This window comes from Phaeobacter piscinae (assembly GCF_002407245.1).
GTDB classification, from domain to species: Bacteria; Pseudomonadota; Alphaproteobacteria; order Rhodobacterales; family Rhodobacteraceae; genus Phaeobacter; species Phaeobacter piscinae.
Map to the genome: position 1 here is coordinate 1,348,847 of NZ_CP010681.1, position 26,302 is coordinate 1,375,148.

25 protein-coding genes and 1 other RNA gene are annotated in these 26,302 nt (G+C 59.4%); 17 read left to right on the plus strand and 9 right to left on the minus strand.

From position 1 onward, the window contains the following. Nucleotides 1–4: 4 nt before the first annotated feature. From phaeop14_RS06325 to phaeop14_RS06335, 3 genes are all read left to right on the plus strand, one after another. Nucleotides 5–757 (plus strand): cytochrome c biogenesis CcdA family protein, encoded by a 753-nt coding sequence (locus phaeop14_RS06325; RefSeq protein ID WP_096789055.1) that lies wholly within the window; start codon nt 5–7, stop codon nt 755–757. A 251-nt stretch (nt 758–1,008) separates the two neighbouring features. Then, nucleotides 1,009–2,217: a hypothetical protein gene (locus tag phaeop14_RS06330; protein ID WP_416011396.1), complete on the plus strand. Its 1,209-nt coding sequence runs from the start codon at nt 1,009–1,011 to the stop codon at nt 2,215–2,217. Further along, on the plus strand, nt 2,217–3,647 hold the full coding sequence (locus phaeop14_RS06335; protein WP_096789057.1) for a cytochrome P450: 1,431 nt from the start codon (nt 2,217–2,219) through the stop codon (nt 3,645–3,647). The genes phaeop14_RS06330 and phaeop14_RS06335 overlap by 1 nt, the downstream gene beginning before the upstream one ends. 142 nt (nt 3,648–3,789) lie before the next feature. Here phaeop14_RS06335 and phaeop14_RS06340 read toward each other — a convergent pair whose 3' ends face one another. From phaeop14_RS06340 to fumC, 3 genes are read right to left on the minus strand one after another with little or no spacing between them, the layout of a single operon-like run. Next, nucleotides 3,790–4,008: a ribbon-helix-helix domain-containing protein gene (locus tag phaeop14_RS06340; protein WP_029601902.1), complete on the minus strand. Its 219-nt coding sequence runs from the start codon at nt 4,006–4,008 to the stop codon at nt 3,790–3,792. Beyond that, a complete protein-coding gene (locus tag phaeop14_RS06345) occupies nt 4,001–4,207 on the minus strand; it encodes a DUF4169 family protein (RefSeq protein WP_040178306.1) in 207 nt (68 codons plus the stop codon). Before phaeop14_RS06345 ends, phaeop14_RS06340 begins: the two co-directional genes overlap by 8 nt. Then, complete coding sequence (gene fumC, locus phaeop14_RS06350; protein WP_040168824.1) at nt 4,207–5,601, minus strand: class II fumarate hydratase; 1,395 nt, start codon at nt 5,599–5,601, stop codon at nt 4,207–4,209. Before fumC ends, phaeop14_RS06345 begins: the two co-directional genes overlap by 1 nt. Nucleotides 5,602–5,816: 215 nt before the next feature. Between fumC and phaeop14_RS06355 the strand changes: the two genes are divergently transcribed. After that, the gene (locus tag phaeop14_RS06355; protein ID WP_096789058.1) at nt 5,817–6,458 is read left to right on the plus strand and encodes a hypothetical protein; all 642 of its coding nucleotides are present in this window, start codon (nt 5,817–5,819) and stop codon (nt 6,456–6,458) included. A gap of 153 nt (nt 6,459–6,611) precedes the next feature. Here the strand turns inward: phaeop14_RS06355 and phaeop14_RS06360 are convergent, their stop codons facing one another. The 3 genes from phaeop14_RS06360 to phaeop14_RS06370 all read right to left on the minus strand — a co-directional run bounded on the left by phaeop14_RS06360 (nt 6,612) and on the right by phaeop14_RS06370 (nt 9,099). Then, complete coding sequence (locus tag phaeop14_RS06360) at nt 6,612–7,088, minus strand: SspB family protein (RefSeq protein ID WP_024097465.1); 477 nt, start codon at nt 7,086–7,088, stop codon at nt 6,612–6,614. A 135-nt stretch (nt 7,089–7,223) separates the two neighbouring features. Further along, nucleotides 7,224–8,522 carry a chromate efflux transporter gene (gene chrA, locus phaeop14_RS06365; RefSeq protein WP_096789059.1) on the minus strand — a complete coding sequence of 433 codons (1,299 nt, stop codon included), beginning with the start codon at nt 8,520–8,522 and terminating at the stop codon, nt 7,224–7,226. 136 nt (nt 8,523–8,658) lie between these two features. Further along, nucleotides 8,659–9,099, minus strand: a complete 441-nt coding sequence (locus tag phaeop14_RS06370; protein ID WP_040168833.1) for a nuclear transport factor 2 family protein — start codon at nt 9,097–9,099, stop codon at nt 8,659–8,661. Nucleotides 9,100–9,678: 579 nt separating this feature from the next. On the opposite strand from phaeop14_RS06370, the gene phaeop14_RS06375 reads away from it, so the two are divergent. From phaeop14_RS06375 to phaeop14_RS06415, 9 genes are all read left to right on the plus strand, one after another. Further along, nucleotides 9,679–10,659: an efflux RND transporter periplasmic adaptor subunit gene (locus phaeop14_RS06375; protein WP_244905813.1), complete on the plus strand. Its 981-nt coding sequence runs from the start codon at nt 9,679–9,681 to the stop codon at nt 10,657–10,659. 28 nt (nt 10,660–10,687) lie between these two features. Next, the gene (locus phaeop14_RS06380) at nt 10,688–11,395 is read left to right on the plus strand and encodes an ABC transporter ATP-binding protein (RefSeq protein WP_040178310.1); all 708 of its coding nucleotides are present in this window, start codon (nt 10,688–10,690) and stop codon (nt 11,393–11,395) included. Next, nucleotides 11,392–12,534 carry an ABC transporter permease gene (locus tag phaeop14_RS06385; RefSeq protein ID WP_040178312.1) on the plus strand — a complete coding sequence of 381 codons (1,143 nt, stop codon included), beginning with the start codon at nt 11,392–11,394 and terminating at the stop codon, nt 12,532–12,534. Before phaeop14_RS06380 ends, phaeop14_RS06385 begins: the two co-directional genes overlap by 4 nt. Before the next feature lie 4 nt (nt 12,535–12,538). Beyond that, nucleotides 12,539–13,741 carry an ABC transporter permease gene (locus phaeop14_RS06390; protein WP_040168841.1) on the plus strand — a complete coding sequence of 401 codons (1,203 nt, stop codon included), beginning with the start codon at nt 12,539–12,541 and terminating at the stop codon, nt 13,739–13,741. Nucleotides 13,742–14,429: 688 nt separating this feature from the next. Continuing rightward, on the plus strand, nt 14,430–15,365 hold the full coding sequence (locus phaeop14_RS06395) for a 3-oxoacyl-[acyl-carrier-protein] synthase III C-terminal domain-containing protein (protein ID WP_096789061.1): 936 nt from the start codon (nt 14,430–14,432) through the stop codon (nt 15,363–15,365). Nucleotides 15,366–15,390: 25 nt separating this feature from the next. Next, nucleotides 15,391–15,651: a phosphopantetheine-binding protein gene (locus phaeop14_RS06400; protein WP_096789062.1), complete on the plus strand. Its 261-nt coding sequence runs from the start codon at nt 15,391–15,393 to the stop codon at nt 15,649–15,651. Continuing rightward, nucleotides 15,644–16,048 carry a 4'-phosphopantetheinyl transferase superfamily protein gene (locus phaeop14_RS06405; RefSeq protein ID WP_096789063.1) on the plus strand — a complete coding sequence of 135 codons (405 nt, stop codon included), beginning with the start codon at nt 15,644–15,646 and terminating at the stop codon, nt 16,046–16,048. Before phaeop14_RS06400 ends, phaeop14_RS06405 begins: the two co-directional genes overlap by 8 nt. A gap of 150 nt (nt 16,049–16,198) precedes the next feature. Further along, on the plus strand, nt 16,199–16,789 hold the full coding sequence (locus phaeop14_RS06410; RefSeq protein WP_096789064.1) for a hypothetical protein: 591 nt from the start codon (nt 16,199–16,201) through the stop codon (nt 16,787–16,789). A 539-nt stretch (nt 16,790–17,328) separates the two neighbouring features. Further along, a complete protein-coding gene (locus phaeop14_RS06415) occupies nt 17,329–18,408 on the plus strand; it encodes a helix-turn-helix domain-containing protein (protein ID WP_082035277.1) in 1,080 nt (359 codons plus the stop codon). A gap of 117 nt (nt 18,409–18,525) precedes the next feature. On the opposite strand, the gene ssrA is transcribed toward phaeop14_RS06415, so the two are convergent. Next, nucleotides 18,526–18,877, minus strand: a transfer-messenger RNA (tmRNA) gene (gene ssrA / locus phaeop14_RS06420). A gap of 68 nt (nt 18,878–18,945) precedes the next feature. Further along, nucleotides 18,946–19,686, minus strand: coding sequence for a FadR/GntR family transcriptional regulator (locus phaeop14_RS06425; protein ID WP_040178332.1), 741 nt, complete (start codon nt 19,684–19,686; stop codon nt 18,946–18,948). A 173-nt stretch (nt 19,687–19,859) separates the two neighbouring features. Between phaeop14_RS06425 and acuI the strand changes: the two genes are divergently transcribed. After that, entirely contained in the window at nt 19,860–20,852 is a 993-nt protein-coding gene (acuI, locus tag phaeop14_RS06430; RefSeq protein ID WP_040168874.1) for an acrylyl-CoA reductase (NADPH), read from the plus strand. A 405-nt stretch (nt 20,853–21,257) separates the two neighbouring features. Further along, a complete protein-coding gene (locus phaeop14_RS06435; protein WP_040168876.1) occupies nt 21,258–22,895 on the plus strand; it encodes a BCCT family transporter in 1,638 nt (545 codons plus the stop codon). Nucleotides 22,896–23,015: 120 nt separating this feature from the next. Here phaeop14_RS06435 and phaeop14_RS06440 read toward each other — a convergent pair whose 3' ends face one another. Beyond that, complete coding sequence (locus phaeop14_RS06440) at nt 23,016–23,399, minus strand: VOC family protein (RefSeq protein ID WP_338090138.1); 384 nt, start codon at nt 23,397–23,399, stop codon at nt 23,016–23,018. A 160-nt stretch (nt 23,400–23,559) separates the two neighbouring features. On the opposite strand from phaeop14_RS06440, the gene phaeop14_RS06445 reads away from it, so the two are divergent. Both phaeop14_RS06445 and phaeop14_RS06450 read left to right on the plus strand, forming a co-directional pair. Further along, nucleotides 23,560–24,789, plus strand: a complete 1,230-nt coding sequence (locus phaeop14_RS06445) for an aminotransferase class V-fold PLP-dependent enzyme (RefSeq protein WP_096789065.1) — start codon at nt 23,560–23,562, stop codon at nt 24,787–24,789. Between the two features lie 24 nt (nt 24,790–24,813). Continuing rightward, nucleotides 24,814–26,253, plus strand: coding sequence for a cryptochrome/photolyase family protein (locus phaeop14_RS06450; RefSeq protein WP_096789066.1), 1,440 nt, complete (start codon nt 24,814–24,816; stop codon nt 26,251–26,253). Nucleotides 26,254–26,302: the final 49 nt, after the last annotated feature.

Here is a 26,302-nt window from a genome sequence, read left to right on the forward strand (position 1 = left end):
GGGCATGTTTGGAATTGAAATCATCGACGCAGGGCTGATCCCTGCCATGCTGGTGGCGCTGACGGCTGGATTGGTCAGTTTTCTGTCGCCCTGTGTCCTGCCCATCGTGCCGCCCTATCTGGCCTATATGAGCGGCGTCTCCATTGGAGAGATCCAAGGCACGGCGCAGGCCAGACGCAAGGCCATTGTGGCCGCGCTGTTCTTTATCATGGGGCTGTCTACGGTGTTTCTGCTGCTGGGCTTCACCGCTTCGGCCTTTGGCGCGTTTGTGCTGCAGAATCAGGAGCTTTTTGCGCAGGTCTCCGGCGTTGTGGTGATTGTCTTCGGACTGCATTTCCTTTCCGTGTTCCGCATTCCGCTGCTTGATCGTGAGGCGCGGATGGAAACCGATCAATCCGGCGGCTCGGCGGTTGGGGCTTATATTCTTGGGCTGGCCTTTGCCTTCGGCTGGACTCCCTGCATCGGCCCTCAACTCGGCGCGATCCTGTCGCTGGCGGCGACCGAGGCTTCGGTCACACGCGGCACCTTGCTGCTGGGGATCTACGCATTGGGACTGGGTGTGCCGTTTCTCTTGGCCGCGATCTTCCTCACCCGCTCCATGGTGCTGATGAACCGGATCAAGCCCTACATGGGCGTGATTGAGAAGTTCATGGGCGGGCTGCTGATCTTTGTCGGTGTGATGCTTGTCACCGGTCTGTTTTCTGAATTCTCCTTCTGGCTGTTGGAGACCTTCCCGGCGCTGGCAACACTCGGCTGATCCGCACGACCCACTGCGGCTTTTGCACGGATCAAAAGCCCCGCTCGGCAAATCACCGGCGGGGCTTACGCTTTTGATGCAGCGCGGCTAAGCTGAGCGGACAACAACAGGCAAATCGGGCCGCGCAATCCGTGCAAGAGCAGAACCCCAAAACCCCCACAGCCAGTGCGCCGCACCGGGATCCGGACGGCGCACCGCAGGATCCGCCGGTACGTCGTCGCAAGGTCTTCTATATCCCCGGCTACGACCCGATGCCGCCGCGCCGCTACCGTGAGCTTTATCGCAGTGAGGGCGCAGCGCAGGCCGAGATTTCCGGCTATCAGCTGTCTCTGGTGCCGCGTCCCAAGAGCGCGACCGCGACCGACGGCGCAGGCGGCTTTGGCTGGCAGGTCCACGCAGAGATTGAGGGGCATGAGGTCGACACCGATGTTGACGTGCTGGTCTGGTCCGACATCGTGCAGGACAGCATGGATCCATCCATTGCCGAGACCTATTGGCAGATGGTGCGTACTGCCTGGATCTATATTTCCACCGGAACGCTGCGACGGCTGATGTGGCTGCGCAAAGGGCCGGTCATTGCTGCCCTGTACCCCGTGGGGATGCTGGTGCTGCAGGCGGCGCTGGCCTTCATCGTGGCGCTGGTAATCGCGCGTCTTGGGCAGGGGGGCGTTGCCCGGCTTGGGCTGACCTCCACCTGGGGTGCGGCGCTGGCTGCACTGGTGTTTTGGGTCGCCGGTCTGGTTGCGGCAGCCATGCTGTTGCGTTGGTTCCGGCGGCAGGATGGCCGTCTCTTTGCCTATTATCTGATGCATGATTACGACCATTCCGCAGCCTTGCGCGGCGCCTACGCACCAGAGCTGGAGCAGCGTATCGCCCAATTCGCGGGTGAGATTGCCGTGGCGCTCAGCGATCCCAGCTATGATGAGGTGCTGGTGGTGGGCCATTCGTCCGGGGCGCATGTCGGTGTCAGCGTGCTGGCTGATGTGCAGCGCAGCGGGCTGGCGGGGCGTCATGCGGTGCTGGGGTTTTTGAGCCTTGGGCAGGTGGTGCCGATGGTCTCCTTCCTGCCTGAGGCGCATCGCCTGCGGCGTGATCTGCGTGACCTCTCCGGGCGGGGAGATCTTTGCTGGGTCGACGTCACCGCACCGGGGGATGGCTGCGCCTTTGCGCTCTGTGATCCGGTCGCGGTCACGGGGGTGTCCCCACCGCAGAAACGCTGGCCGCTGGTTATCTCGGCGGCCTTTACCCAGACCCTCAGCCCGGCACGATGGGCGGCGCTGCGCTGGCGCTTCTTCCGGCTGCATTTCCAATATCTTTGCGCCTTTGATCAGCCGGGAGACTACGACTATTTTCAGATCACGGCAGGTCCGCGCACATTGGAAAGCCGCTATCGCAACCGCAATCCGTCGCGCTCACGTATTGATGTGACCGCGTCCAAATACACTTCGGTTGGTGGGTGATGGGGGATCTGCCGCACTTGGATGATCGCCCTGACAGCGAGGCTGCGGCATCAGCTGAGGGACCTGTGATCATCCCGCCAAAACCTGCGGCCCGCGCCGCCAAGGTCTCGCTTTGGCGCTATCTGCGGCTGTTTCGCGCGGATCTTCTCTCGGCGCAGCCGGCCAAGCTTTATCGTGCCTGGATGGCAGAGTTTCGCACGCCCTTCTTTCGGTCTTTTCTGGTCAATCAACCGGATCTGGTGCGCACGGTGCTAAAGGACCGTCCGGAGGTATTCCCGAAATCAAACCGCATTGGTGAGGGGCTGCGCCCGTTGCTTGGCAATTCGGTTTTTCTTACCAATGGCGAGGTCTGGAAACGGCAGCGCCGGATTATCGACCCTGCATTCGAGGGCGGCCGGCTGCGAGAGATCTATCCGGCCATTCACGCCGCTGCGCAGGCTGCTGTCACCCGTCTTTGTGACCAACTGAACAAGGATCCGGGCGCGCCCATTGAAATCGAGGCGGAAACCTCCCACGCGGCAGCGGATGTGATCTTCCGCACGCTGTTCTCGATCCCGATCGAGCATCATCTGGCACAAGAGGTGTTTCACCGGTTTCGCGCCTATCAGCAGGGCCAGCCTATTCTCAATCTCGCGGCCTTTGTGCCGCTGCCACGCTGGCTGCCCAGATTTCACCGACCCGCCACGCGGCGGAATGCGGCCCGGATCCGGGGTCTGATCAGGGATCTCACAAACCAGCGCATGACGGCCATCGCATCGGGCCAGGCACCGGATGATCTGGCCACCAAGATCATGACCACACAAGACCCCGAAACCGGTGAGCTGTTCACGACGGATGAGATGGTTGATCAGGTGGCGATCTTTTTTCTGGCCGGGCATGAGACCAGCGCGTCTGCATTGGCCTGGGCACTTTATCTGGTGGCTTTGGCCCCCGACTGGCAGGAGGAAATCGCAACGGAGGCGGCGGCGCTGTCGCTGGACCAGTTTGCCGCGGCGGCTAAGTTGCGGATCAGTCGCGATGTCTTCCGCGAGGCGCTGCGCCTTTATCCGCCGGTGCCGATGATGGTACGCGAGGCCAGCTGCCCGCAGCAGTTTCGCGGCCGGACTGTTCCAAAGGGCGCGCAGGTGGTGCTGAGCCCCTGGCACCTGCACCGTCACGAGCGGCTCTGGGAAAACCCGGACGGATTTGATCCCGGTCGCTGGCAGACGGAGAACGGCAAGACCTGCCAGCGCGAGGCCTATATTCCGTTCTCGGCTGGACCGCGTGTCTGTACAGGTGCCGGTTTTGCAATGATTGAAGGACCGTTGATCCTGTCGCTGATCCTACAGCGGTTTCGGGTGAAACCTGTTGCGGAGCAAGAACCCGTGCCAGTCGCGCATCTGACAGTTCGGTCGAAAAACGGGATCTGGTTGCGACTCATTCCGCGCTAGCCCAGCAGCCGTTCAGTGCCCCGCTTTTCACGACGCACCACGCCGCCTTTTGCAGCGGCTTGCGACGGGAATAGTTGCAGCAATCAGGCATCAGCGGTGAAGGTGGGCAGGGACCGGCATCTCTCTAAGATGCCAAACTTGGTTAACGTGACCTTAAGCGTCGCAGCACATGCAGGCGAATGGCTGAGGCCAAACCGCAGTCCACGCCTCTGGTCTCGTCAATTTCGGCGGCCAGATCGTTGATGGCACGCCCGTCTTCAGCCGCAATCTCGCGGAAGGCCTGCCAGAACTCATCCTCCAGCGAGACCGAGGTCCGATGACCGCGCAGGGTCAGGGAGTGTTTCCGCGGGCGATTAGTCATCGTCGGTCTCGGGCGCGTCGCGCTTCGTGCCATCCAGTCGCCGGACGTCTTGCGCGTTGCGGGCCTTGTCCAGATCCTTCTCAGCCTTGGTCCGGCCATAGGTCACGGCATTCTGGTCAGCGCGGGCCTTTTTCTCAGCCCGCGCCTTTTCCTTGCGATACCGGTTCAGATTAACCGGGCCTGAACCGGAACCAGCCATCAGTCTTTCGGGCCGATCATCTGCTCAGGGCGGACAACGGCGTCAAACGTCGCCTCATCCACGAAGCCAAGCGCGATCGCCTCTTCTTTCAGCGTGGTGCCGTTCTTATGCGCTGTCTTGGCGACCTTGGTGGCATTGTCATAACCGATTGTGGGCGCCAGCGCGGTGACCAGCATCAGCGACTCTTTCATCAGCTTGTCGATGCGCGGTTCATTGGCCTCAATGCCGTTCAGCATCCGCTCGGTGAAGCTGTCCGCCGCATCACCCAAGAGCTGGATCGACTGCAGCAGATTGTAGGACATCATCGGGTTGTAGACGTTCAACTCGAAATGCCCTTGCGAGCCTGCAAATTTGATCGCCGCGTCATTGCCCATGACGTGGGCTGCGACCTGCGTCAGCGCCTCGGCCTGTGTCGGGTTCACCTTGCCCGGCATGATCGAGGACCCCGGCTCGTTTTCCGGCAGGATCAGCTCACCCAGACCGGAGCGCGGGCCAGAGCCGAGGAAGCGGATGTCGTTGGCGATCTTGTAGCAGCTGCCTGCGATCGTGGCCAAAGCGCCCGACAGGAACACCATGGCGTCATGGGCGGCCAGCGCCTCGAATTTGTTCGGCGCGGTGACAAAGGGCAGGCCGGTGATTTCGGCCATATTGGCAGCGACTTCTTCGCCCCAGCCCTTTTGGGTGTTGAGGCCAGTGCCCACGGCGGTGCCGCCCTGCGCCAGCTCATAGATGCCGGGCATCGCCGCCTCGACCCGCGCCAGACCTTGACGGATCTGATGCGCATAGCCGCCAAATTCCTGCCCCAGCGTCAGCGGGGTGGCGTCCTGGGTATGGGTACGGCCGATCTTGATGATGTCCTTGAACGCCTCGGCTTTGGTTTCCAGCCCTTCGGCCAGTTTGGTCAGCCCGGGCACCAGCACGTCACGCACGGACATCGCGGTGGCGATATGCATGGCGGTGGGGAAGGTGTCGTTGGAAGACTGGCCCATGTTGCAGTGATCATTCGGGTGCACCGGATCCTTGGAGCCGATCACACCGCCGAGGATCTCAATCGCGCGGTTGGCGATCACCTCGTTGGAGTTCATGTTGGACTGGGTGCCGGACCCGGTCTGCCAGACCACCAGTGGGAAGTTGTCGTCAAACTTGCCCTCGATCACCTCGCCCGCCGCCTCAATGACCGCATCGGCGATCTTGGCGTCCAGCTTGCCCGAGGCCTTGTTGGCCATGGCGCAGGCCTGTTTGATCACCCCCAACGCACGCACGATGGCGACGGGCTGTTTTTCCCAGCCGATGGGGAAGTTCATGATCGACCGCTGGGTCTGGGCGCCCCAGTATTTGTTGGCGGGGACCTCAAGCGGACCGAAGCTGTCGGTTTCGGTGCGGGTATCGGACATAAGTCTCTCTCCGTCTGATGATGACTAAATGTATGCGTCGGTATGCCGTCTACCCCGGTCCGGGCCACGAGGCAATTGCGCAGTTTCGCGCAGCATAGCCATTCCGAACCCAAGGTATAGGGGCCATTGCAGGATGAGTTATTGCACCAGATCAGAAGACCGCTAGATTAAGCGCAGTTACACCCGCGACAGACAACAATCCAAAGGATCTGCCCGTGCTGACATATCAAGCCAAACCGCCACAGCAGGCCGCGACCAAGGGCAGGCATCGGCGTCCTGCGCGGGGCAAAACGCTGTCTCTGGCGCGGCTACAGTGGCAGGTCCAGACGGGTTTTCTGACGCTGTTGATGATCATGGCGCTGGCGGGGCAGGTGATTGCGGCCGATGTGCGCCCGTTCTTCGGGCGTTATCAGGGCTCGCTAGAGGTGCCCAACCCCGATGGCAGCAAGGAACAGCGCGATGCGACCGTCCGGATTGGTCCCCTCGCCAACAGTGACGACGGGTTTTATGTTCAATGGACCACAACCTCGCTGAAGAAGGACGGACGCCGCAAAACCAAATCCTACAATGTAGAATTCCAGCCAACCGAACGGGCTGATATCTTCGCCGCCGCGATGAAGCGCAATGTTTTCGGGCATACTGTGCAGCTCGACCCGATGAAGGGGGAGCCTTACGTCTGGGGCCGGATTATCGGGGACACGCTGACGGTGTTTTCGATGTTTATTGGCCCCAATGGCGACTACGAAATGCAACAGTATGATCGCACATTGGCGGAGGGCGGACTGGATCTTGTTTATTCCTCGCATCGCAACGGTTTCCCGCGCAAGGAATTGAAGACCTTTCTTGAGCGCCGTTAATGCCTTGGTCTGAAGCCTGTAAATATATTTATTAACAGCATATTAAGGGGTGAATCTCATCTCACCATCACCCCAGATGTGAAAAATGCGCCGCATGGGTTATGCAGCGCATCTGTCTAAGTGGGCAGCGGCCCAGCTAAGCTGGAAATTCTGTTACTTGCGGAAACTGTCGAGCGAGACGACGTCAGCGGGTTTCTTGTCCGCCGGATCTTCCTCCACCTCAATCTCGATATCATCGTCGAGTTCGGCGACCATTTCCTCAACCTCGTCGTCATCCTCCGGGGATTCAAAGCGCAGGCCAAACTCCACAGACGGATCCACAAAGGTCTTGATCGCGTCGTAAGGAATATACAGCGGCTCCGGTGCATCGCCGAAATTCAGCGTGATGGCAAACCCGTCCTCGCCGACATCCAGATTGTCGAACCAGTGCTGCATGACCACGGTCATCTCGCCGGGGTAGCGGTCCGACAGCCAATCCGCCAGTTCCGCATCCGGGTGTGAGGTATCAAAGGTGATAAAGAAATGGTGGTTGCCGGGCAGCCCGTGCTCCGCCACCCCATCCAGAACCGAGCGGATCAGGCCACGCATGGCCGAATGCATCAGATTTCCATAGTCAATTTCGCGGGACATTCCGATACCCTTAAATCTCTTTGGGATCAGAATACGGATTTCTGACGGAAACTAAAGGGTCGCTCGTTAGAGATTCGTAAATAATTTCTGACACTAGCAGGACAATGAACTTTGTTTGTACAGCGGTTGCCCAGCCTAGGTGACTTGCCATATCGCGATCCCAAGCCCGGCCATGACGGGCAAAATCAAGGCCAGTCGGCCGCCGCAGACCAGCGCCACAACTGGCGCTGCCAGCACCAGCAGGGCGGCAGAGACATCAAGGCTGGCCATGACCGGCAGCATAAGCGAGATCGCAGGCAGCTCCAGCGTGACAGTCTCGCGAAACAGCACATGCAGCAAAAACCAGACCGAAAGGTTGAGGATCACGCCCACCACAACGGCGGTAATCGCCCGCAATGCGGCGCCCAGCCGGGGATGGCTGGCAATCCGCTCCACATGAGGGGCGGCGAGAAAGATCCAGAGGAAACAAGGCATAAACGTCGCCCAAAGCGCCACCAACCCAGCCGCCAGCGCCATCCACATGCCAGAGGCCAGCGCGCCGGCCAGCATCGCCACAAATTGCGTCACCAGGATCAGCGGTCCCGGTGTTGTCTCCGCCAGCCCCAGTGCATCAATCATCTGACCGGTTTCGATCCACTGGTACTGCGCGACCACGGTCTGCGACATATAGGCCAGCACCGCATAGGCGCCGCCGAAGGTGACCACGGCCAGCTTGGCAAAAAACCAGCCAATATCCGCCAGCAGCTGCGGGCCAAACAGGCTCAGCGCGCCAAGGGGCAGCAGCCACAAACCACCCCAGAGCAACAGCGTTACCCAGAGCGGCCCCGCGGTCGCGGGTGTCCGCGCCGCAGGCTCAACCTTCGCCGAAACCCCACGCAGACTGCCGAGGAGCGCGGCGGTCAGCAGGACCAGCGGAAACGGCAGATCAAAGAGAAACAACGCGAAGAATCCAAACGCGGCCAGTGCCAGATCCGTCCCCCCATGCAACGCCTTCTTACCCAGCCGTTGGAGGGCCTGCAAAACGATAGCAACAACTGCGGCTTTGATGCCGAGAAATCCGGCCTGCACAATCGGTTGCGTGCCAAAGTTCACGTATAGATAAACCAGTGCGGCAATCACCAATGCCCCCGGCAGCACAAACAGCAGCCCAGCCAGAACACCACCAAGGCCGCCGCGCAACCGCCAGCCCGCATAGGTGGCCAATTGCATCGCCTCCGGTCCCGGCAACATCATGCAAAACGACAACGCGCGCAGAAATCCGGCCTCACTCAGCCAGGGGCGGTCCTCGACCAGTTCCTTATGCATCAGCGCAATCTGAGCTGCCGGTCCTCCAAAGGACATCAACCCGATACGGCCAAAAACCCGGACCAGATCGGCCATAGCGATCGCGTCGCCTTTTGGGGAGGTTTTGGAATCTGCTAATATCTCGGTCATAGGCGCCCCGTCGACTGGTCGACGACCTTCTACCATCAACAGTGCACTGTTCCAGTAGCCTGCGGCCCTGATGAGGCGAAAAACCGTAACTTATGCAGACTCGTAAATAGGTGTGGCGGCCGACTGGGATGATCAGTCATGTCTCATCGGTCCATGCCAACCGTTCGCCCGTCATACAGACAGGTAGACAATCCTGTGGCAACTGGCCGAGTTGCTCGAACATGGTCATATAGTCGAAGTTCGACAGGAACTCCCTGATCTGGTCATCCTGCATCCGGACAATCAATTGGCCGAAGTAATCCAGCGGCTCCTCCGCGTTTCGCCCATAACCGCGCACCCAAATCCGGATAGCTGCAAGATCGCCGTCGTCCAGCGCGTGGGTCAGCGTCAGATTGAGATCGTGAATGATATTGCTAAGGGTCGCAACCACCTCTCTATAGTCTTCGGCGATAGCAACAGTGCCATGGAGTGGGCCATTGACCTCTAGTTCGGGATGAAACATCGGCTCAACCAGATCTAGGTTCTGATCCACCCAGACATCATGAAACCACTGAAAGAGCCGTTCGCTGTTTTTCATTTTTCCTCGAGGGTTTACAGGAAGAGACCGAACTGATGCACACCAATTTCTTGGTGTGGGACATTGGCGGTCGGTGCCACTGCTGACGCGACCTAGCGCCATTATTGCGATCACACATCAGACTGGACCACAGGTGTTAACAAGACCTCAATGATCGAATTCAGCCTCGTCCCGCGACGATATCAGCCACAGAGCGTAAAAGCCATCACATGCTGTGCGATTGGTGCACAAGCCTAACTTGGATTGACCAAGGGAGAGACCGTCTTGGCAGCAGAGAGGGTAGCCATGGAGGATGCGGCTAGACCAATCTGGCAGTGCTCCGTGACCTGCAAGCAGCGATCCGTGCTCGGATCTAGACGTTCAACATTAGGGAAATACAGTGTCAAATGACGATTTGGTACGTCATGCGCGGCTTATAGGTCGCGCTCCGAAGTGAAAATGGCCGATCCATGGGCCATGAACATTCACACCGATACCCACCGAAATCTTGCCGAGGCCTTGACCCCGCTTCCAGCTGGATCCGCTTCGGATGGTCACACCTCTAAGGGCCAGCCGCGTCGTGCGTTGGCGGCGCTGCGAATGCTGCTGTTCGCAGCTTTTCTTGGTGTAGGTGGGCTTTTCCTTTGGTCGGCTGAGTTGCCTGTCGTTGCGGGTGTGCGCGAGTGGGCTGGAATCCAACTGGAGCCAAGAGATCCGGCGATTCAGCGCGAACCAGCTGCTGTCGACACATCAGATTCCGGTCCAATCAGCGACCACCAATCGGCACCTATCCTTGCTCCGGCGGGCGAGATCACGGGGTCGGGGTACGTTACCGTTCAAAACTATGCTTCGGTCTTTGCAAAGTACGAGGGAACCATTACGCAACTGTTTGTCGAATTGGGGGATCAGGTCCACGCGGGACAGAAGCTGGCTGAGGTCAGCGATCCCGGCGCCCAATTTGCATTGCAGACTGCACAAATCGATCAGGCGCTTGCAGTGCTTCAGCGAGATACCCGACGTATTGAGGTTGAGCAATCCATACGTGACCATGTCCGGTTGTCATCACTGCTGGCTAAGGAAACCGTCACGGCACGCGCGACACAGGATGCTGCCACGGCGTTGGAGTTGGCACGAACCGCTTTGAGGCAGGCGGAGCAAGAAGTGCTTATGGCGGATCTGAAGGTTCAGATCGCTCAGGAACATGTCGATGAGCTGATCATCAGGGCACCGGTGTCTGGAACGGTGACAGATCTCTCTGCCCGTATCGGCAATAGCGTCCTTGCGCGCGTTGATACCATCCGGAGCACGGACAACCTCATGGTCATCACTGACACAGCGTCAGTCTACCTGGATGCCGAGGTTGCTGAAACCAAAGTGTCGCGTCTTCGGGTGGGATTGACTGGGGAGGCTGTTTTGGATGGCTACCCGGACCAGCCCTTTGGATTTCGCGTCGCGGGTATTTCGCCAGTCGTGTCAGCCGAAAGGGGCACGATCACACTGCGTCTCACTCTCGACAGCCCCCCAGATGGCATTCGCCCCAATATGGCGGCCCGCATCCGTATCGCCTTGGGTGATACTTGATCGCCCAATCTTTAGAGGAGTAGCTTTTATGCCCCCATCTCAGACCATGCCCTTCATCCAGTTTGATAGTGTCTCAAAGGGTTTCACCTTCGGCAAGGACAAACTCCAGATATTCTCGAGCCTCAGTCTCTCGATCGGCGCCGGCGAATTTGTCGCGGTGATGGGGCCATCTGGATCCGGGAAATCGACGATGCTCAACCTGCTGAGCGGGATTGATGCACCTGACCAGGGCAGCATTAGGATCGGCAATTCAAAACTTGAACAGATGGGCGAAGCCAAGAAATCCAATTGGCGTGCCCATAACGTGGGCATCGTCTTTCAGTTCTATAATCTGCTGCCAACTCTGAATGTGGCCGAAAATATCGAATTGCCACTGCTACTGAAACCCATTGGGCGGGCCGAGCGCCGTGCACGGGTCGAGAAGATCATTGATTTGGTTGGCCTTTCAGGACGTGGCAAACAACTCCCCTCCAGCATGTCCGGCGGACAGCAGCAGCGGGTGGGCATAGCCCGCGCCATCGTCAGCGATCCGCCTCTGCTTCTGTGCGACGAACCCACGGGTGATCTGGACCGCGCCTCGGCTGACGAGGTGTTGGAGGTGCTGGGGTTTCTCAATCGCGAACTGAAGAAGACTATTGTGATGGTCACCCATGATCCTGAGGCTGCAACCCATGCAAGCCGTGTACTGCACCTAAACAAGGGGCAATTCATCGAGACACAAGAGGTCGCCGCATGACCTTTCTGACATTGGCCAGACGCAATGCTTGGCGCAAACCCATGCGAACCCTGCTTTTGGTCTTCTGTATTGCAGTCGCGTTCCTGATCTACGGGCTGACAGCCAGTTTTCTGTCGGGAACCCAAGGCACAGCTGGGGCAAATGATGATGTGCTTGGCGTCATGAACAAATCGGGCCGGGGTCATACATTGCCGATCGCCTATCAGCGCCGCATTTCCTCAGTGGAGGGCGTGGCCGATGTGGCCTATATGTCCCGCCTGCGCGGCTACAGCGAGGTTGAGCGCAATGTCGTCGTCGCCAACGCGGTAGTTGCGGATGACATTGCGCGGATCAACAGCGAGAGCCTCGGTCTGACACCGGATCTCCTGGCCGCGCTGAAACAGGGCCGTGATCGTGTTCTGGTCGGGCGCGCGCTTGCCGATGCGCAAGGTTGGCGTGCCGGGCAGCGAATTGACATCACCTCGTTCAATATCTTGCAGAAAGCAGGTGGTCGCAATTGGGGGTTTGAAGTCGGCGGCGTGTTTGAAGGGGCGACCGCAAGTACCGACACTTATTTCATGCTGGCAAACTACGAATACGTGAACGCGTTGCGGGCACGGAATGTGGACACTGTTGACAGCTTCGTGGTGCAGCCAGCACCGGATATCGCGGCCAGTGCACTCGCCGCACGTATTGACGCGCTCTTTGCTAATACTGGAGCGCCGACAAAAACGCAGTCTGAAAAGCAATTTCTGGAGGCCTTTCTGCGCCAGTTCGCGGATGTTGAACTGATCGTATCGCTCGTTGTCGGCGCAGCCTTTGTGACCATCCTGATGATTGTCATCAATACGATGCTGTTTGCGGTGCGCGAACGGACCTTTGAAATCGGCGTTCTTAAGACGCTTGGATTCACCAATCAGTTCATCGCTGTTCTAATCCTTTGTGAAACGCTGCTTATTTTCGTTCTCGGCGGGTTTATTGGCGTGGCACTGACCAAACTTGCAACACAGGTTGCCAGTCCGGCGCTTGGTCTTGTCTTGACCCCGGCTGTTGTGGGCAAGGCGACGATCATCACGGTGTCCCTGGGGATTTTCACCGGTTTGCTGCCCGCGGGTCTAGCAATGCGGACCACAGTTTCCAACGCGTTCAGGGCGAGGTAGTCAGATGTTTTTGCAAGTAAAACAAACCTTGGTGATGATCTCTGCCAATTTGCGCAGCCTGCCACAGCGGCTCTGGATTTCGCTCTCCATGGTGCTCTCAGTTGCACTGGTGGTAGCGGTTCTGACCGGGTTCCTGGCGATGGCGAAGGGGTTCGAGACGGCTTTGGCTGGAAATGGTTCACCCGGAATTGTCGTGATTTTGGGTGGTGGCACCAACCAGGAAACCAGCTCTGACATGCCATCAGGCGTAATCCGCAGCCTTCAGGCCACATCGGCTGATCTGGGGTTGAAACGTGACGAGACAGGGGCGGTTGTCTTCTCCCGTGAGATTGTCGTACCGGTCGAAATTCAGACAGCCACGGATGGATCACTGCAAACCTTGGCACTGCGCGGTATGGATCCCACGGGCGTCGCGCTAAGACCGAATGCGGAAGTGGCGGTCGGGCGCAGTTTTTCACAAGGAACCCGGGAAATCGTGGTGGGTCGCGACCTTGCTGCGCGCGCGCGCATCTTTGGTATTGGTCAGACCGTGCGATTGGGGGCCGTCGATTGGCTGGTTGTCGGGCATTTCGATGCCGATGGTGGCGCAATGGAATCTGAAATCTGGGGGCCGCTTGAGGCGGTGCAATCCGCTTTTGATCAGATGGGGCAGGTGCAGGTTCTGCGTGCATCGTTGATCACCCCGCAGGCATTGGGCACGGTGCAGGCCGCCCTGCCTGCACTGTCGCAAACGCCACTGACTGCGGTGACAGAGTTACAGCTTTTGTCAGCGCAATCGGCGCGGACCTCCACGCTGATCCGACTGTTCGGTTGGCCGCTGGCGATCTTGATGTCGATTGGGGCCACGGTTGGAGCAATCAACACGATGATGACTTCGGTGTCCAATCGTGCCATGGAGATCGCCACCGTGCGCACGCTCGGCTTTTCCCGCTTGTCAGCTTTTGCCGGCACGTGGGTCGAGGCCGTGGTGCTTTCGGTCGCTGGCGCGGTTTTGGGCGCTGCTGCTTCGTGGCTATTATTCAATGGGTGGCAGGCAAGCACCGTCGGCCCGAATAATACGACCACTGGCTTTCAACTAGAGGTGAGCCTTGATGTTCTAAAGGATGGTGCGCTTTTGGGGATCGCCATTGGAATGGTGGGCGGTGCTCTGCCAGCATTGGCGGCAACACGGGTGAAACTCGCGACAGCCCTGCGTTCAGCCGGGTAGCCATTCTGGAAGCTGCAAGCGGGCAGACAGTGCCGGCTCCATTATTGGGGCCGGCATTCCCTATTCGAAGGGTGAGGCCAGCAGACGGGTCTGGCCAAAAATCCGTGGATGGGAAGCCTTCCATCTGCGCCTGCAGGGTGCCCATGTGGCAATGGACCAGGTCTTTCAATACCTGCATAGTGGAATGGATCTGAGTTTAACTCGCGACCCAGGCCTCCGAACAACCCTCATCAATGATCCAAAACTGGGCGCTCCTCTGGGAAACCGAGTAGCGAGGTGGGCTGGTTGATACCAAATTAATGAGTGACCGCCCCCCGCGTTGACAGAAGATGATTCCTTTTGGGGTCCACTGTCGCGCCTGTCACCTGATGCTGCGGCCGCACCGCCATGCTCCCGGTATTCGTCTTTATGATAATCTCCCTCAGGTGGTATTATGCAAAGGATGTTTCGGCAAATGAACAATCCTGTTCCCAAGGAAAGCCAACGGTTCTCGACCGGCTTGGCTGGTGCTGACCTCTGGCGGCTCGCGACTGTCCCTTAGGGAAGCTAAAGGTTCGATTATACGTTCTAAAGGGTACATTATCGTGAAAAAGGTCGTTCTCTGGTTGCGCGAAATTCACAGACTACAACGTGAAATCGCTGACCAAGGCCTGTTTTCGACCAGGTTCGTCAGCAAAAAGGACACGTTATGCTGGCGCTCAATCACATTTGCTTTCCCGATGACGAAATCAAACGCATCCCCCTGCAAGATCTTGGCCCTAGCCATGGTTTGACCTCTGGGTCTGTGAAAATGTACCAGCGCTTCTTCGAGCTTGAGAGTGTCGGGCTGCATTGCGGAGATTTGAGCGAAATGCTTGGCTCCGCGCTCAGCCCGCTGCTGGCGGGCTACCCCAACCTCAGGAATGAGAGCGGTGTCATCTATTACTGCCGCACGCAAACTCACCATGGGTTTGCGGACGAAAACTGGCTGCGCGGTCTCGTTGACACCTATGGTCTCGAGGGCTGGGATGTCACCTCTCTGACGATGACCAGCTGTGCCACGGCCCTAGCGGCAATGCGGTTTATCCAGGCCTGTGAAGAAGATCGGCCGGTGATCATCCTTACTGGCGAGAAGGCCTTTCACTACAGTGTTGCGCGCTTGCCGGTGGGGTTGCTGGGCGAGTTGCCCACTGCGGCGCTGTTCAATGCAGGTCCCGGAAAATGGAGTCTGCTCGACAGCCAGGTGCGTCATCTGCCGCGCTACTTCCAAAATCCAGATGCTATGGCAGTTGAGGACCGGCGCGCGCTTCAGAAAGACTATCTGACAGGACTGATCCGCTTCGTTGAGGATTGTCTGAGCAATTGCGCAGATGTGCTTCACCCGGACTTTCGGGTCTTACCCCATAACCTGAACCTTCCCGTGACACGGGCGCTTCTGCGTCATTTCAATTGGGATCAGCGATGCGTCCAGGGTGACATCCACGGCCTCGGTCACGGCTATTGCTCCGACATCTTTGTAAATCTGAGTGAGTACGAGGTGTCGCAGACTGATCAGATTTCACCTGGCACTCAGTTGTTGGTGCTGGCGGCGGGGACGGGTGTGACCTTTGCGACCTGTCTGCTGGAACGAACGGACATCACTTAAAAAGAGGTATGGAACATTGACAGCGATGATTTTCAAGGCAATCGAGACCGCGCTTTCCGAGGTTACGGAATGGCAGGTGAGCGGGATCACACCTGAGACTGAGCTAGACAAAGCTTTTGATCTGGATTCTTACATGTTCGTACAGTTCCTGCTGGCGCTGGAGGATCAGATCGACGGGCTACAGTTCGACCCGGACGCTATCGGACAACAAGAGTTCAATCGCGCGGCATCTCTGGTCAGCCACATCCAAGACCGCATCGGCGTGCGGCAGGCTGAACATGTTTGATCTGGAAAGCGCAGACAGCCTGTCGTCACTGACGGCCATGGCGCGCAACCATGCGCCTAAAGAAGCACTGGCTGAACTGGGGCGGCTGCGATCAGAGCATTTCACGCAGATATGGACCATGAAAGAGGCTTATATCAAGGCGACCGGGCAGGGGTTGGCATTGCCGCTGAACAGCTTTGCAGTCAGCTATACTGATAGCGCGCCTGAAGTGCTCCGCAGTGCGGTGGGTGCTGTCTCGGATTGGACAATAAGCTGTTGGGCACCGGCTGCAGGCTACCGGGCGGCTGTCGCCGTGCACAGAGCCGACGCCCGGGTTCACCATTTCAGCTTCGTAGAGGAGGATGACCCGGCGGTCTCGGGTTCTCTTTTGCGAAAACCGCATCCTGTCCGTCCTTAATCCCCATTCAGGACGCAACTGCGCCGGTGCTCGGGCAAGATGGCGCCATGCACCAGAGACTCTGATGAGACTTCAAGCCAAGACATATGTCACATCACCCGGTCGTGGTGTGACAGTTTGCCACCCGACAGCAGCTACAGGAGCTATCCGATGACCGCCTATACCGTTCGCCCGCAAGTTCGTTCACCACTGATCCGTCTTCTCGCCGCTGCAATGGCGACATTGGGTATCGGCAGTGGCGCCGCAACTGCCAAGAATGTACCACTCCCGGAACTATCCGCCCCGATCACCACCGTGCGGCTGGTCGGCGACGAAACCGCCTTGAAGCTGACCAACAGCCAAGGCGCGGTCCAGCCACTGGAAATTTCGACTGCAAACAGCTTGGGATGCGGTCTGGAAGCACAGGTGAAGCAAAGCGGCAAAACCCTTGAAATCCACCTGACACGCACTGGGCTGCGTAGCAGCTGGTGGTGCGAACCGAAGCTTCACATCTCTATGCCAATGGATCTCGGGCTAAAGGTTGAAATCGGTAGGCTGGTGGCCGACATCCAGGGCGCATTTGGCGTGGTCGGAATCGCGTCGGAAAACTCAGTGGTGAATTTCACAGGGGATGCCGCCCGTTTCAAACTGACCGGCGCCAAGGCGATCTCACGGCTGGAGTTCGGCCCCGATACAAAACGGGAAAACGTGGATGTGAACGTGCCTTTGAACCTGTCCCACATCTCTTTTCGCACCAACTAGAGCGTATCAGCGCGCACAAATTGAAGGCTGTCCAAACAGACCACATCGGCAGCAATCCTCCACTTTTCATAGGGGGATGTCACAAAGTAAGGCAAAGCAATTGTGCAGTTGGTCCACAACCTGTTATAGAGCAGATAGATATTGAATATACTTATGGGAGGTTTTGCCCCCCCCGTGAGGAAACGAACTGACGTAGGGTGATACAAAGGGTGCGATCGCGGTGCAGAATCACTCAGGCCGTCGCGGGATTGCCCTATGTTGTCGCGCCGATATCCGGTTCCCGATACCGCAGGGTTGAGCCACCAGATCGCCTTCACCCTTGCACGCAGGCAGACCCTGCGTCCTGCGCGGTGGGATGCGCGATCAGTCCAGCCGTTCACACGCGTCGGCCAACCGCCGACGCTGAGACCGCCCACCGCGGCGACACAGTTGTTTCATCTAACCCGGGCATTGTTACGCCCAGCAAACAGGCGTGCCGCATGGTCTCCGCCTGCGTCGCAGTGATGCAAGACGGCCGTCAATACTAGGGCAGCAAAAGAATGATTTTCATACCGATTGAGTTCATGTTTTCAGCACAGATGATGTTCTTGTTTATTCATGTGGTCAGAAACGATGACACGGCCAACAAAAACAAACCGTTTTTGCTGCTTATTCTGCTGAGCGCGGTTCAGTCGTTTTTGCTGGGTCTGCGGTGGGGCTATGATGTTGAAGCCACGTCCTACATTGTGCCGATACTGGCCACTTTGCTGCCGGCTCTGGTCTATGCTGGTGTGTTGAATGTTATTGAGCGCGACCGCTGGCCACTGGCGCAGCGGATGGTGGTCTATTACCTGCCGACCGTTCTGGTGGTCGGGCTGACGCTCTTCTGGCGTGAGGCAGTTGATATAGTCGTGGTGATAACCTTCCTGGCCTATGCGGTGGTCATTCTTCGGCTGCTGTTGCCGGGGACCGATGCGCTGGGGATTACTCCGCTGGACGGCGCGGATTCTACCTACCGCGCAATCTTCTTTGCGGCGCTGTCTCTGCTGTCCTTTGCGTTGATCGACACGATCCTGTTTCTGAGCTTCATCTGGAAGCATGTGGACCACGTGCCGTCGGTGATCCTGTTCGCAAATTTTGCAGCCTTGGTGATGCTCGGCTTGGCTGCAACACTTGCCAGCAATAGCAAAACCCCGCCGCAGGACACGCCGCAGCCACGCCGACTGGATGAGGAGGAACTGAGTGGCTCGGCTACTATCCAGCGGATCGAGGAACTCATGAATGACGATCATGTCTATCGAGATGCCAATCTGAACCTCGAAAGACTGGCACGCAAAGCGCTGATCCCATCGCGGCAAATTTCACAAGCAATCAACCGCTCTGTGGGCATGAATGTGTCGCAATATGTCAACGGCTACCGCATCGCAGAGGCCTGCGATCTGTTGCAGGCGACACGCCGGTCAGTCACCGATATCATGTTCGATGTGGGCTTTCAGACGAAGTCCAACTTCAATCGAGAATTTCGCCGGGTAACCGGTATGACCCCGCAGGCATGGCGCATGAAATATACACCGGCTGCTGAGGATCCCACGGCCGAACCAAACACCGGCTGCGCCGCGGCACAAGGGGGCACGACCTGATGCGAAGTACTTGCTAAGGGATGGACGGCAAGACTCTGACGCGGTCCGAAACAGAGAGACGTTCCGCGATACACAATAAGCCGAAACCTGTGCACAACCATGATACGGGGGAGGGAAAGTGCAGGTTTCTGTTGCCAGGTACCTGCGAACCCCGCCTTACACGGCTAGGCATAAGGACTTAAGTTTCGGCGACATTAACAGCTTACGCTGCTACTGCCATTGCCGGAGCACGATTGTCATTTGCAATTGTACAAGTTTCGCCGATAACGGTGGCAGACAGCCGAGACAAAGCTAACCCCTTTAGACGTTCGTCGATCCTGTTTCGACCCCATGATCCCCAAATGAAGGATGTTTGGTGGAGTCGCCGGGTACCGCCCCCGGGTCCGATCCGCTTATTACGAGCGCGTTTATGTCCATAGTTCCGAAGAACAAGTCTTATATAGGCAGGTTTTTGTCGGATGCAAAGGGGGCGGTATCAAAATCCTGCAAGGTTTCTGATGGTCTGCGACGGCAAGGCTGAACCCTGACGAGGCTGCGTCAGCTTGAGGTGGGTCGCTGTGCGCGCGCCGCAAAAACCAGTGCCGCCAGCTTGCAGCTCTCCGCTTCCAGCGCGCTCAGATGGGTGGTGGCCGCGTCGCCATCCCCGGCCTCGATGGCTTCGACAATCTGGCTGTGCAATACAGTGATCACGGCGCGGTCCCGCGCGCTGAAGGTAATCATATTCATCAGCGGCTGCATCGCCTCCACAGCGCCAGCCAGCTGATAGGACAAAACCGGATTGCCCGCCGCATCCACCAGCGCCCGGTGAAAGGTCACATCAGACGCACAAAACGCCTCATCGGAGAGACCAGGTTGGCCCTGCCGGAAAATCTCCGCGCGCATGGTGGCAAGGTGATCTGCCGTGCGCCGGGTGGCCGCCAGCGGCGCACAGGCGCGCTCCAGCGCATAGCGGGCCTCGCAGGCGGTATCGAAACTGACGGCATTCATGCTGAGCAGCAGCGTCGACGTGGTGATCTGCTGCGCATAGGCCTCCTCAAAGCTCAGCCGATTGACAAAGGCGCCGCCGGTGGCCCCACGCTGGGTGCGGATCAGCGATTGTGCGGCCAGCCGCTTCAGCGCTTCGCGCACGGTGGGGCGCGAGACCTGAAACTGCTCTGCCATCTCCGCCTCCGAGGGCAGCCGCTGGTCGACGATCAACGCCCCTGTGATGATCGCATCACGAATGGCTTCGGCGATCTGGGCGGACAAATCCGCTGTGCTGCGAGGGGTCAATTTCATGCTCTGGCGCCGCCTGTCGGGAGAAATCATTTGTCAGACATTTAAAAGTCTGACATTTGATTGGCAAGAGCTGAGTCGCCGTCGTGGAGGAGAAAGAGGCCCGTCGGCATGATCGCTCAGCCAACGCACCCAGGCGTGCCGGTGCGCCAATGAATGTCAGAGGAGGACAGATCATGTTCAAAGCTTTGGTCGTGAACAAGGACGAAGACAGCGGCAAAACATCAGCCGCCGTTGAAACGCTCAGCCTGGATCAGTTGCCCGACGCAGAGGTGACGGTGGCGGTGGACTATTCCACAGTAAACTACAAGGACGGGTTGTGCATCGGTCCGGGCGGCGGGCTGGTGCGCAAATACCCCCATGTGCCGGGCATTGATTTTGCAGGCACGGTCGAGGCCTCAAACGATGACCGCTACAAGCCCGGCGACAAGGTGGTGCTGACCGGCTGGCGCGTGGGAGAGGCCCATTGGGGCGGGTATTCGCAAAAGGCCCGCGTGCGCGCCGATTGGCTGGTGCCGCTGCCAGAGGGGATCGACACGCGGCAGGCGATGGCGGTGGGCACCGCAGGCTTTACCGCGATGCTGTCGGTGATGGCGCTGGAGGATCACGGGCTGACACCGGACCGTGGCCCGGTGCTGGTCACCGGGGCCGCGGGCGGCGTCGGCTCTGTGGCCACCGCGATCCTTGCCAACCTCGGCTATGATGTCGCCGCAGTGACCGGCCGCCCCGAGACGGCGGAGTACCTGACCGCCCTTGGTGCCACGCAGATTGTGCCGCGCGAAGAGCTGAACGAAACCGTCAAACGCCCGTTGGAGAGCGAAAACTGGGCCGGCTGTATTGATGCCGTCGGCGGCGCAATGCTGGCGCGTGTGCTGGGCCAGATGAAATATGGCGGTTCTGTTGCGGCGGTCGGGCTGGCTGGCGGGGCAGGGCTGCCTGCCACCGTGATCCCGTTCCTGTTGCGCGGTGTGAACCTGCTGGGCATCGACAGCGTGATGCAACCCTATGACAATCGGCTGCGGGCCTGGCAGCGGGTCGCCACCGACCTGCCGATGGAGAAGCTGGAGGCGATGGTTCAGCCCGCCACCCTGTCGGACCTGCCAAAGCTTGGCGCCGATATTCTGCAAGGGCAGGTGAAAGGGCGCGTGGTCGTGGATGTGAACGGCTGACGCGGGCAGGCGTTACCCGCCCAAACCCCGGCCCACACTCCGGCCCACACTCCGGCCCACACCCGGCCCACATTTTGCGCAACACTCTGGCGATAGGGCAGAGAAACGCGCAGTACGGCTGCGCGTTTTTTCACATCGGGTTGCCAGCCCATCCTGATGGTGCGCGCATAAGGCGCGACAATCACGCGGTTTTCTGCTATGCTCGGCCTCTGCACCCGACCGCGCCGCCGCTGCGTGCCAGCGCGCGACCCTCTCTTCTGGCATAGGCTCTGACCGGTCAGGCAGAGCGAACCGCGCGCACATCGTCTGAGCGTTCCTGCGATTTTTTCACGATCGGCGGGAACCCGCGCAGCCGATGAGCAGTTGAGACACTGGACGTTCACATAAGACAAAGCAGGGACACCCATGACAGATGAAACGGCCAATCAGGGCATACCCGCCCCCGACGGTGAGGCCGCCGTCATCGACACCGAATATGAAATTGGACAGGACAATTTAGAGGGATCGGTGGGGCCGATCGGATTTGACATCCACAACCCCGTGTTCATGGTCTCCGGCATCAGCATCATGCTGTTTGTCTTCTACGCGCTGGTGCTCCCCGAACAGGCCGCCGCTTTCTTCGGCTGGCTGCGCCCGGCGGTGACCAGCTCCTTTGATTGGTTTTTCCTCAGCGCGGGCAATATTTTCGTGCTGTTTTGTTTTTTCCTCATCGTCTCGCCCTGGGGCAAGGTACGCCTGGGTGGCGCGGATGCGGCACCCGATTACACCTATACCGGCTGGTTCGCGATGTTGTTCGCCGCCGGCATGGGCATTGGCCTGATGTTCTACGGCGTCAGTGAGCCGATGAGCCATTATTCCACCTCCTTTGGCGGGGTGAGCATGGGCGAGAACGGCGCCCGCACCGATTGGGCTCCCTTGGGTGGGGCCGCAGGGGACAGCGCGGAATCCGTGCGTCTTGGCATGGCGGCAACGATCTACCACTGGGGCCTGCACCCCTGGGCGATCTACGCCATTGTTGCGCTGTCACTGGCGCTCTTTTCCTTCAACAAGGGGCTGCCGCTGACCATCCGCTCGGCCTTCTACCCGATTTTCGGCGAACGGGTCTGGGGCTGGACGGGCCATGTGATCGATATCCTTGCGGTCTTTGCCACGCTCTTTGGTCTTGCAACCTCCCTTGGCTTTGGTGCGACACAGGCCAACGCGGGGCTGAACGAACTCTTTGGCGTGCCGGTTGGTTCCACCACCGAAGTGATCCTGATCTCCGCCATCACCGCGGTGGCGCTGGTGTCGGTGGTGCGTGGCCTTGATGGCGGCGTGAAGGTGCTGAGCGAGCTGAACATGGGGCTGGCCTTCCTGCTGCTGATCTTCGTGCTTCTGGTCGGGCCAACCCTGCTGATCATCACCGGCTTCTTCGACAGTCTGATGGCCTATGTGCAGTATCTGCCTGCTCTCTCGATGCCCTTCGGGCGCGAGGATACCAACTACAGCCAGGGCTGGACCGCCTTTTACTGGGCGTGGTGGATCAGCTGGTCGCCTTTTGTCGGCATGTTCATCGCCCGCGTCAGCCGGGGCCGCACCGTGCGGGAATTCATCATCTGCGTGCTGCTGATCCCCAGCCTGGTCTGTGTCTTGTGGATGAGCGTTTTTGGCGGCACCGCGATCCATCAGGTGGTGGCGGATGGCTATACCGGTGCGCAGGATGCGGCGCTTGAACTGAAGCTGTTCAAGATGTTGGATCAGCTGCCGCTGGCGTCCATCACCTCCTTTGTCGGGATCCTGCTGGTGATTGTGTTTTTTGTCACCTCCTCGGATTCCGGCTCGCTGGTGATCGATACGATCACCGCGGGGGGCAAGGTTGATGCGCCGATGCCGCAGCGGGTGTTCTGGTGCGTGTTCGAAGGCGCCGTTGCGATTGTGCTGCTGCTTGGCGGCGGTCTGGTCGCCCTGCAGGCGATGGTGATCTCAACGGGCCTGCCGTTCACGGTGGTGCTGCTCCTGATGTGCTGGGCAATCCTGCGCGGACTGCAAAGCGAGCCGCGCTGACAGGCATGGCTGTCCGGTCTGACGTTCCGACCTGACCCATTCGCCACACACATCTGACAGAAAACGCCCCGGGGATCCTCCGGGGCGTTTTGCACTGTCTGGACTGCGGTTTTTACCCGCCTAGCCCGTTGCCTCAAAAAAGCCGACGGAATTACCATCCGGATCTTTGGCGTAGAAGAAATGCCCGCGCGGCAGCGGGATCGCTTCCGACACCACCTGTCCTCCGGCATCCGTCACCCGTGTCATCACGTCGGCCAGCGCACCCTCGGCCGCCAGATGCAGGGTGGGACCGATCCCATCGGGGGCAGGGGTGCCAGGGTAGATGCTCAGCGCGACACCGGTGGCCGGGTCTTTCGGGCGAAACAGCAGCATCGGGTTTGGCCCATCGGTGACCAGCTCCAACTCAGCCCCTGTCACATGCTGATAAAAGCGGGTCGCGGCGTCCATATCGGTCACGGGGATCTCGCCCCAGACCAGAAAATCCTTCGGAGTATATGCCATCATCTGCGTCCTTTCCTTCTGATGTGGCCCTTTGCTACCCGCCGCTGTTGCCAAAAAATGTCATCAGCGCAGCAACGGCAGCTGCGGGCAGGCATCACCATCGGCGCTTGACCTCATGCACCATCATCGGCACTCCTTTCGGAGACAGACATAAGGAGAGACCATGGCCCTCGATATCGATTTCGTCCGCAGCCAGTTTCCGGCATTTGCAGCAGCGAATTTGCAAGGTCAGGCGTTTTTTGAAAATGCCGGCGGCTCCTATACCTGCCAGCCGGTGATCAACCGGCTCACCCGGTTTTACACTGAACGCAAGGTGCAGCCCTATGCGCCCTATGAGGCCTCGACACTGGCAGGCGCTGAGATGGATGAGGCGCGGCACCGCCTGGCGGGCATTCTCGGGGTGGATCGTGATGAGCTGAGCTTTGGCCCCTCCACCACCCAGAACACCTATGTGCTGGCGCAGGCCTTTCGTGACTTTCTGTCCCCGGGGGAGGCGATCATCGTCACCAATCAGGACCATGAGGCCAACAGTGGTCCGTGGCGCCGTCTGGCTGATGCGGGGATTGAGGTGCGCGAATGGCAGATCGACCCGCAGTCCGGCCATCTGGATCCGGGCGATCTTGAAAACCTGCTGGATGAAAAGGTCCGTCTGGTGTGTTTTCCCCATTGCTCCAACGTGGTCGGGGAGTTGAACCCGGTCACCGAAATCACCGCACTGGCCCATGCGGCGGGCGCCTTTGTCTGTGTCGATGGCGTCTCTTATGCGCCCCATGGTCTGCCAAATGTTGGCGAGCTGGGGCCGGATATCTATCTGTTTTCTGCCTATAAAACCTACGGGCCCCATCAGGGGCTGATGGTGATCCGCCGCGCCCTTGGGGAGCTGCTGCCCAATCAGGGCCATTTCTTCAATGGTGATACGCTTTACAAACGCTTCACCCCGGCGGGGCCAGATCATGCGCAGATCGCGGCCTGCGCCGGCATGGCCGATTATATTGCAACCCTTGCCCATCACCACGGCGGTCCGCTGACCGAAGGCGCCGCGCAGGGCGCCTTTGTCCACGATCTGATGCGCGCCCATGAGGTAGAGCTGCTGCAACCGCTGCTGGACATGGTGAAGGATCGCAATGACCTGCGCCTGATTGGTCCGTCTGATGCCGCCACCCGCGCGCCCACCGTGGCGCTGGCGCTCGACCGCCCGGCAGAGGCCGTGGCGGCTGAACTGGCAGAGCACGGCATCATGGCGGGGGGCGGCGATTTCTACGCCCTGCGCGCGCTCAATGCTATGGGCGTGTCGACCAGCGATGGGGTGCTGCGGCTCAGTTTTACGCATTACACCTCGAAAAAGGAGATGACACAGCTGATGGAGGCCCTAGATCGCGTCTTGAGCAAGTGACGAGATCCAAAGGACAGGCCCTTCATGACCGACGACAAACCGAGCAACGCCCCGATCATCTGGTGGGTGCGGCGCGACCTGCGTCTTGCCGATAACCCGGCGCTGGCGGCGGCTGTCGCTGCGGATGTTCCGGTTATCCCTGTCTTTATCCTTGATGCGCTGGATGAGGACCTGGGCGCCGCGCCAAGGTTCCGGTTGGGGCTGGGGCTGGCGCATCTGGCCAAGGAGCTGGAGCGGCGCGGCGCGCGGCTGATCCTGCGCCGCGGGTCAGCACAGGAGGTGCTGACGCAGCTGATCACGGACACCGGTGCGGGCGCAGTTCACTGGACCCGCGCCTATGACCCGCAGGCCATCGCCCGCGACACCGACATCAAGGATCAGCTGAAGGGGCAGGGAATTGCGGCGAAATCCTTTGGCGGCCATCTGCTGTTTGAGCCCTGGACGGTCGAGACCAAAACCGGCGGCATGTACCGGGTCTATTCGCCCTATTGGAAGGCGGTGCGCGACCGCGACGTTGACGGGCTGATCGCCGCCCCCTCACGGATCCCGGCGCCGGCGCATTGGCCGGCCTCAGATGATCTGGACAGCTGGCAGATGGCTGCCGCGATGCGGCGGGGCGCAGATGTGGTGGCGCAATACTGCCGCGTCGGCGAAGATGCAGCGCAGGAGCGGCTGGCAGAGTTCCTCGACAGCCGCGTCGCCGACTACAAACAGGACCGCGATTTTCCCGCAATGGATGCCACCTCGGGTCTGTCTGAGAACCTCGCTTGGGGGGAGATCAGTCCGCGCCGCATGTGGCATCACGGGCTGGAGGCGCGCCGGGCCGGCAAATCCGGCGCTGAGCATTTCCTCAAGGAAATCGTCTGGCGCGAATTTGCCTATCACCTGATGTTCCACACCCCCCATATTCTGACTCGCAACTGGCGCCCGGAATGGGAGCATTTCAACTGGTCGGAGCGTGACGATGACAAGGTCGACGCCTGGCGGCGCGGCCAGACAGGGTATAATTTCGTCGATGCCGCCATGCGAGAGCTTTACGTGACCGGCAAGATGCACAACCGCGCCCGGATGATCGTGGCCAGCTTTCTGACCAAACATATGCTCACCCATTGGCGCATTGGCCAGCAGTGGTTTGAGGAGTGTCTGGTGGACTGGGACCCGGCCTCCAACGCCATGGGTTGGCAATGGGTGGCAGGCTCCGGCCCTGATGCCTCGCCGTTCTTTCGGATTTTCAACCCCGATGGCCAGCTGGAGAAATTCGACGCCAAAGGCCGCTACCAGTCCGCCTGGATCGCCGAAGGGCAGGCCAATCCGCCGCAGACCGCGCTGGATTTCTACCGCGCCACACCCCTGTCCTGGCAGCTGTCGCCAAAGGACAAACGCGCTGAGCCGTTCCTTGACCTGAAGGAGGGCCGCGCCCGCGCGCTGGAGGTCTACGGCCAGCGGGAACTGCCTGACGACTGACAGATCCCTTGCCAGAAGCGCCTGATTTGGCCTAGCCTTTTGGGTGGGC

Excerpts from the sequence above, each read along its gene's own strand:
- phaeop14_RS06445 (WP_096789065.1), top strand. The coding sequence starts at position 23,560 with ATGGCCCTCGATATCGATTTCGTCCGCAGCCAGTTTCCGGCATTTGCA.
- fumC (WP_040168824.1), bottom strand. The coding sequence starts at position 5,601 with ATGTCCGATACCCGCACCGAAACCGACAGCTTCGGTCCGCTTGAGGTC.
- phaeop14_RS06410 (WP_096789064.1), top strand. The coding sequence starts at position 16,199 with ATGACCGCCTATACCGTTCGCCCGCAAGTTCGTTCACCACTGATCCGT.
- phaeop14_RS06375 (WP_244905813.1), top strand. The coding sequence starts at position 9,679 with ATGCTGCTGTTCGCAGCTTTTCTTGGTGTAGGTGGGCTTTTCCTTTGG.
- phaeop14_RS06385 (WP_040178312.1), top strand. The coding sequence starts at position 11,392 with ATGACCTTTCTGACATTGGCCAGACGCAATGCTTGGCGCAAACCCATG.
- phaeop14_RS06360 (WP_024097465.1), bottom strand. The coding sequence starts at position 7,088 with ATGTCCCGCGAAATTGACTATGGAAATCTGATGCATTCGGCCATGCGT.
- phaeop14_RS06405 (WP_096789063.1), top strand. The coding sequence starts at position 15,644 with ATGTTTGATCTGGAAAGCGCAGACAGCCTGTCGTCACTGACGGCCATG.
- phaeop14_RS06330 (WP_416011396.1), top strand. The coding sequence starts at position 1,009 with ATGCCGCCGCGCCGCTACCGTGAGCTTTATCGCAGTGAGGGCGCAGCG.
- phaeop14_RS06335 (WP_096789057.1), top strand. The coding sequence starts at position 2,217 with ATGGGGGATCTGCCGCACTTGGATGATCGCCCTGACAGCGAGGCTGCG.
- phaeop14_RS06340 (WP_029601902.1), bottom strand. The coding sequence starts at position 4,008 with ATGACTAATCGCCCGCGGAAACACTCCCTGACCCTGCGCGGTCATCGG.
- phaeop14_RS06400 (WP_096789062.1), top strand. The coding sequence starts at position 15,391 with ATGATTTTCAAGGCAATCGAGACCGCGCTTTCCGAGGTTACGGAATGG.
- phaeop14_RS06395 (WP_096789061.1), top strand. The coding sequence starts at position 14,430 with ATGCTGGCGCTCAATCACATTTGCTTTCCCGATGACGAAATCAAACGC.
- phaeop14_RS06435 (WP_040168876.1), top strand. The coding sequence starts at position 21,258 with ATGACAGATGAAACGGCCAATCAGGGCATACCCGCCCCCGACGGTGAG.
- phaeop14_RS06325 (WP_096789055.1), top strand. The coding sequence starts at position 5 with ATGTTTGGAATTGAAATCATCGACGCAGGGCTGATCCCTGCCATGCTG.
- phaeop14_RS06415 (WP_082035277.1), top strand. The coding sequence starts at position 17,329 with ATGATTTTCATACCGATTGAGTTCATGTTTTCAGCACAGATGATGTTC.
- chrA (WP_096789059.1), bottom strand. The coding sequence starts at position 8,522 with ATGACCGAGATATTAGCAGATTCCAAAACCTCCCCAAAAGGCGACGCG.
- phaeop14_RS06345 (WP_040178306.1), bottom strand. The coding sequence starts at position 4,207 with ATGGCTGGTTCCGGTTCAGGCCCGGTTAATCTGAACCGGTATCGCAAG.
- acuI (WP_040168874.1), top strand. The coding sequence starts at position 19,860 with ATGTTCAAAGCTTTGGTCGTGAACAAGGACGAAGACAGCGGCAAAACA.
- phaeop14_RS06370 (WP_040168833.1), bottom strand. The coding sequence starts at position 9,099 with ATGAAAAACAGCGAACGGCTCTTTCAGTGGTTTCATGATGTCTGGGTG.
- phaeop14_RS06425 (WP_040178332.1), bottom strand. The coding sequence starts at position 19,686 with ATGAAATTGACCCCTCGCAGCACAGCGGATTTGTCCGCCCAGATCGCC.
- phaeop14_RS06390 (WP_040168841.1), top strand. The coding sequence starts at position 12,539 with ATGTTTTTGCAAGTAAAACAAACCTTGGTGATGATCTCTGCCAATTTG.
- phaeop14_RS06440 (WP_338090138.1), bottom strand. The coding sequence starts at position 23,399 with ATGATGGCATATACTCCGAAGGATTTTCTGGTCTGGGGCGAGATCCCC.
- phaeop14_RS06450 (WP_096789066.1), top strand. The coding sequence starts at position 24,814 with ATGACCGACGACAAACCGAGCAACGCCCCGATCATCTGGTGGGTGCGG.
- phaeop14_RS06380 (WP_040178310.1), top strand. The coding sequence starts at position 10,688 with ATGCCCCCATCTCAGACCATGCCCTTCATCCAGTTTGATAGTGTCTCA.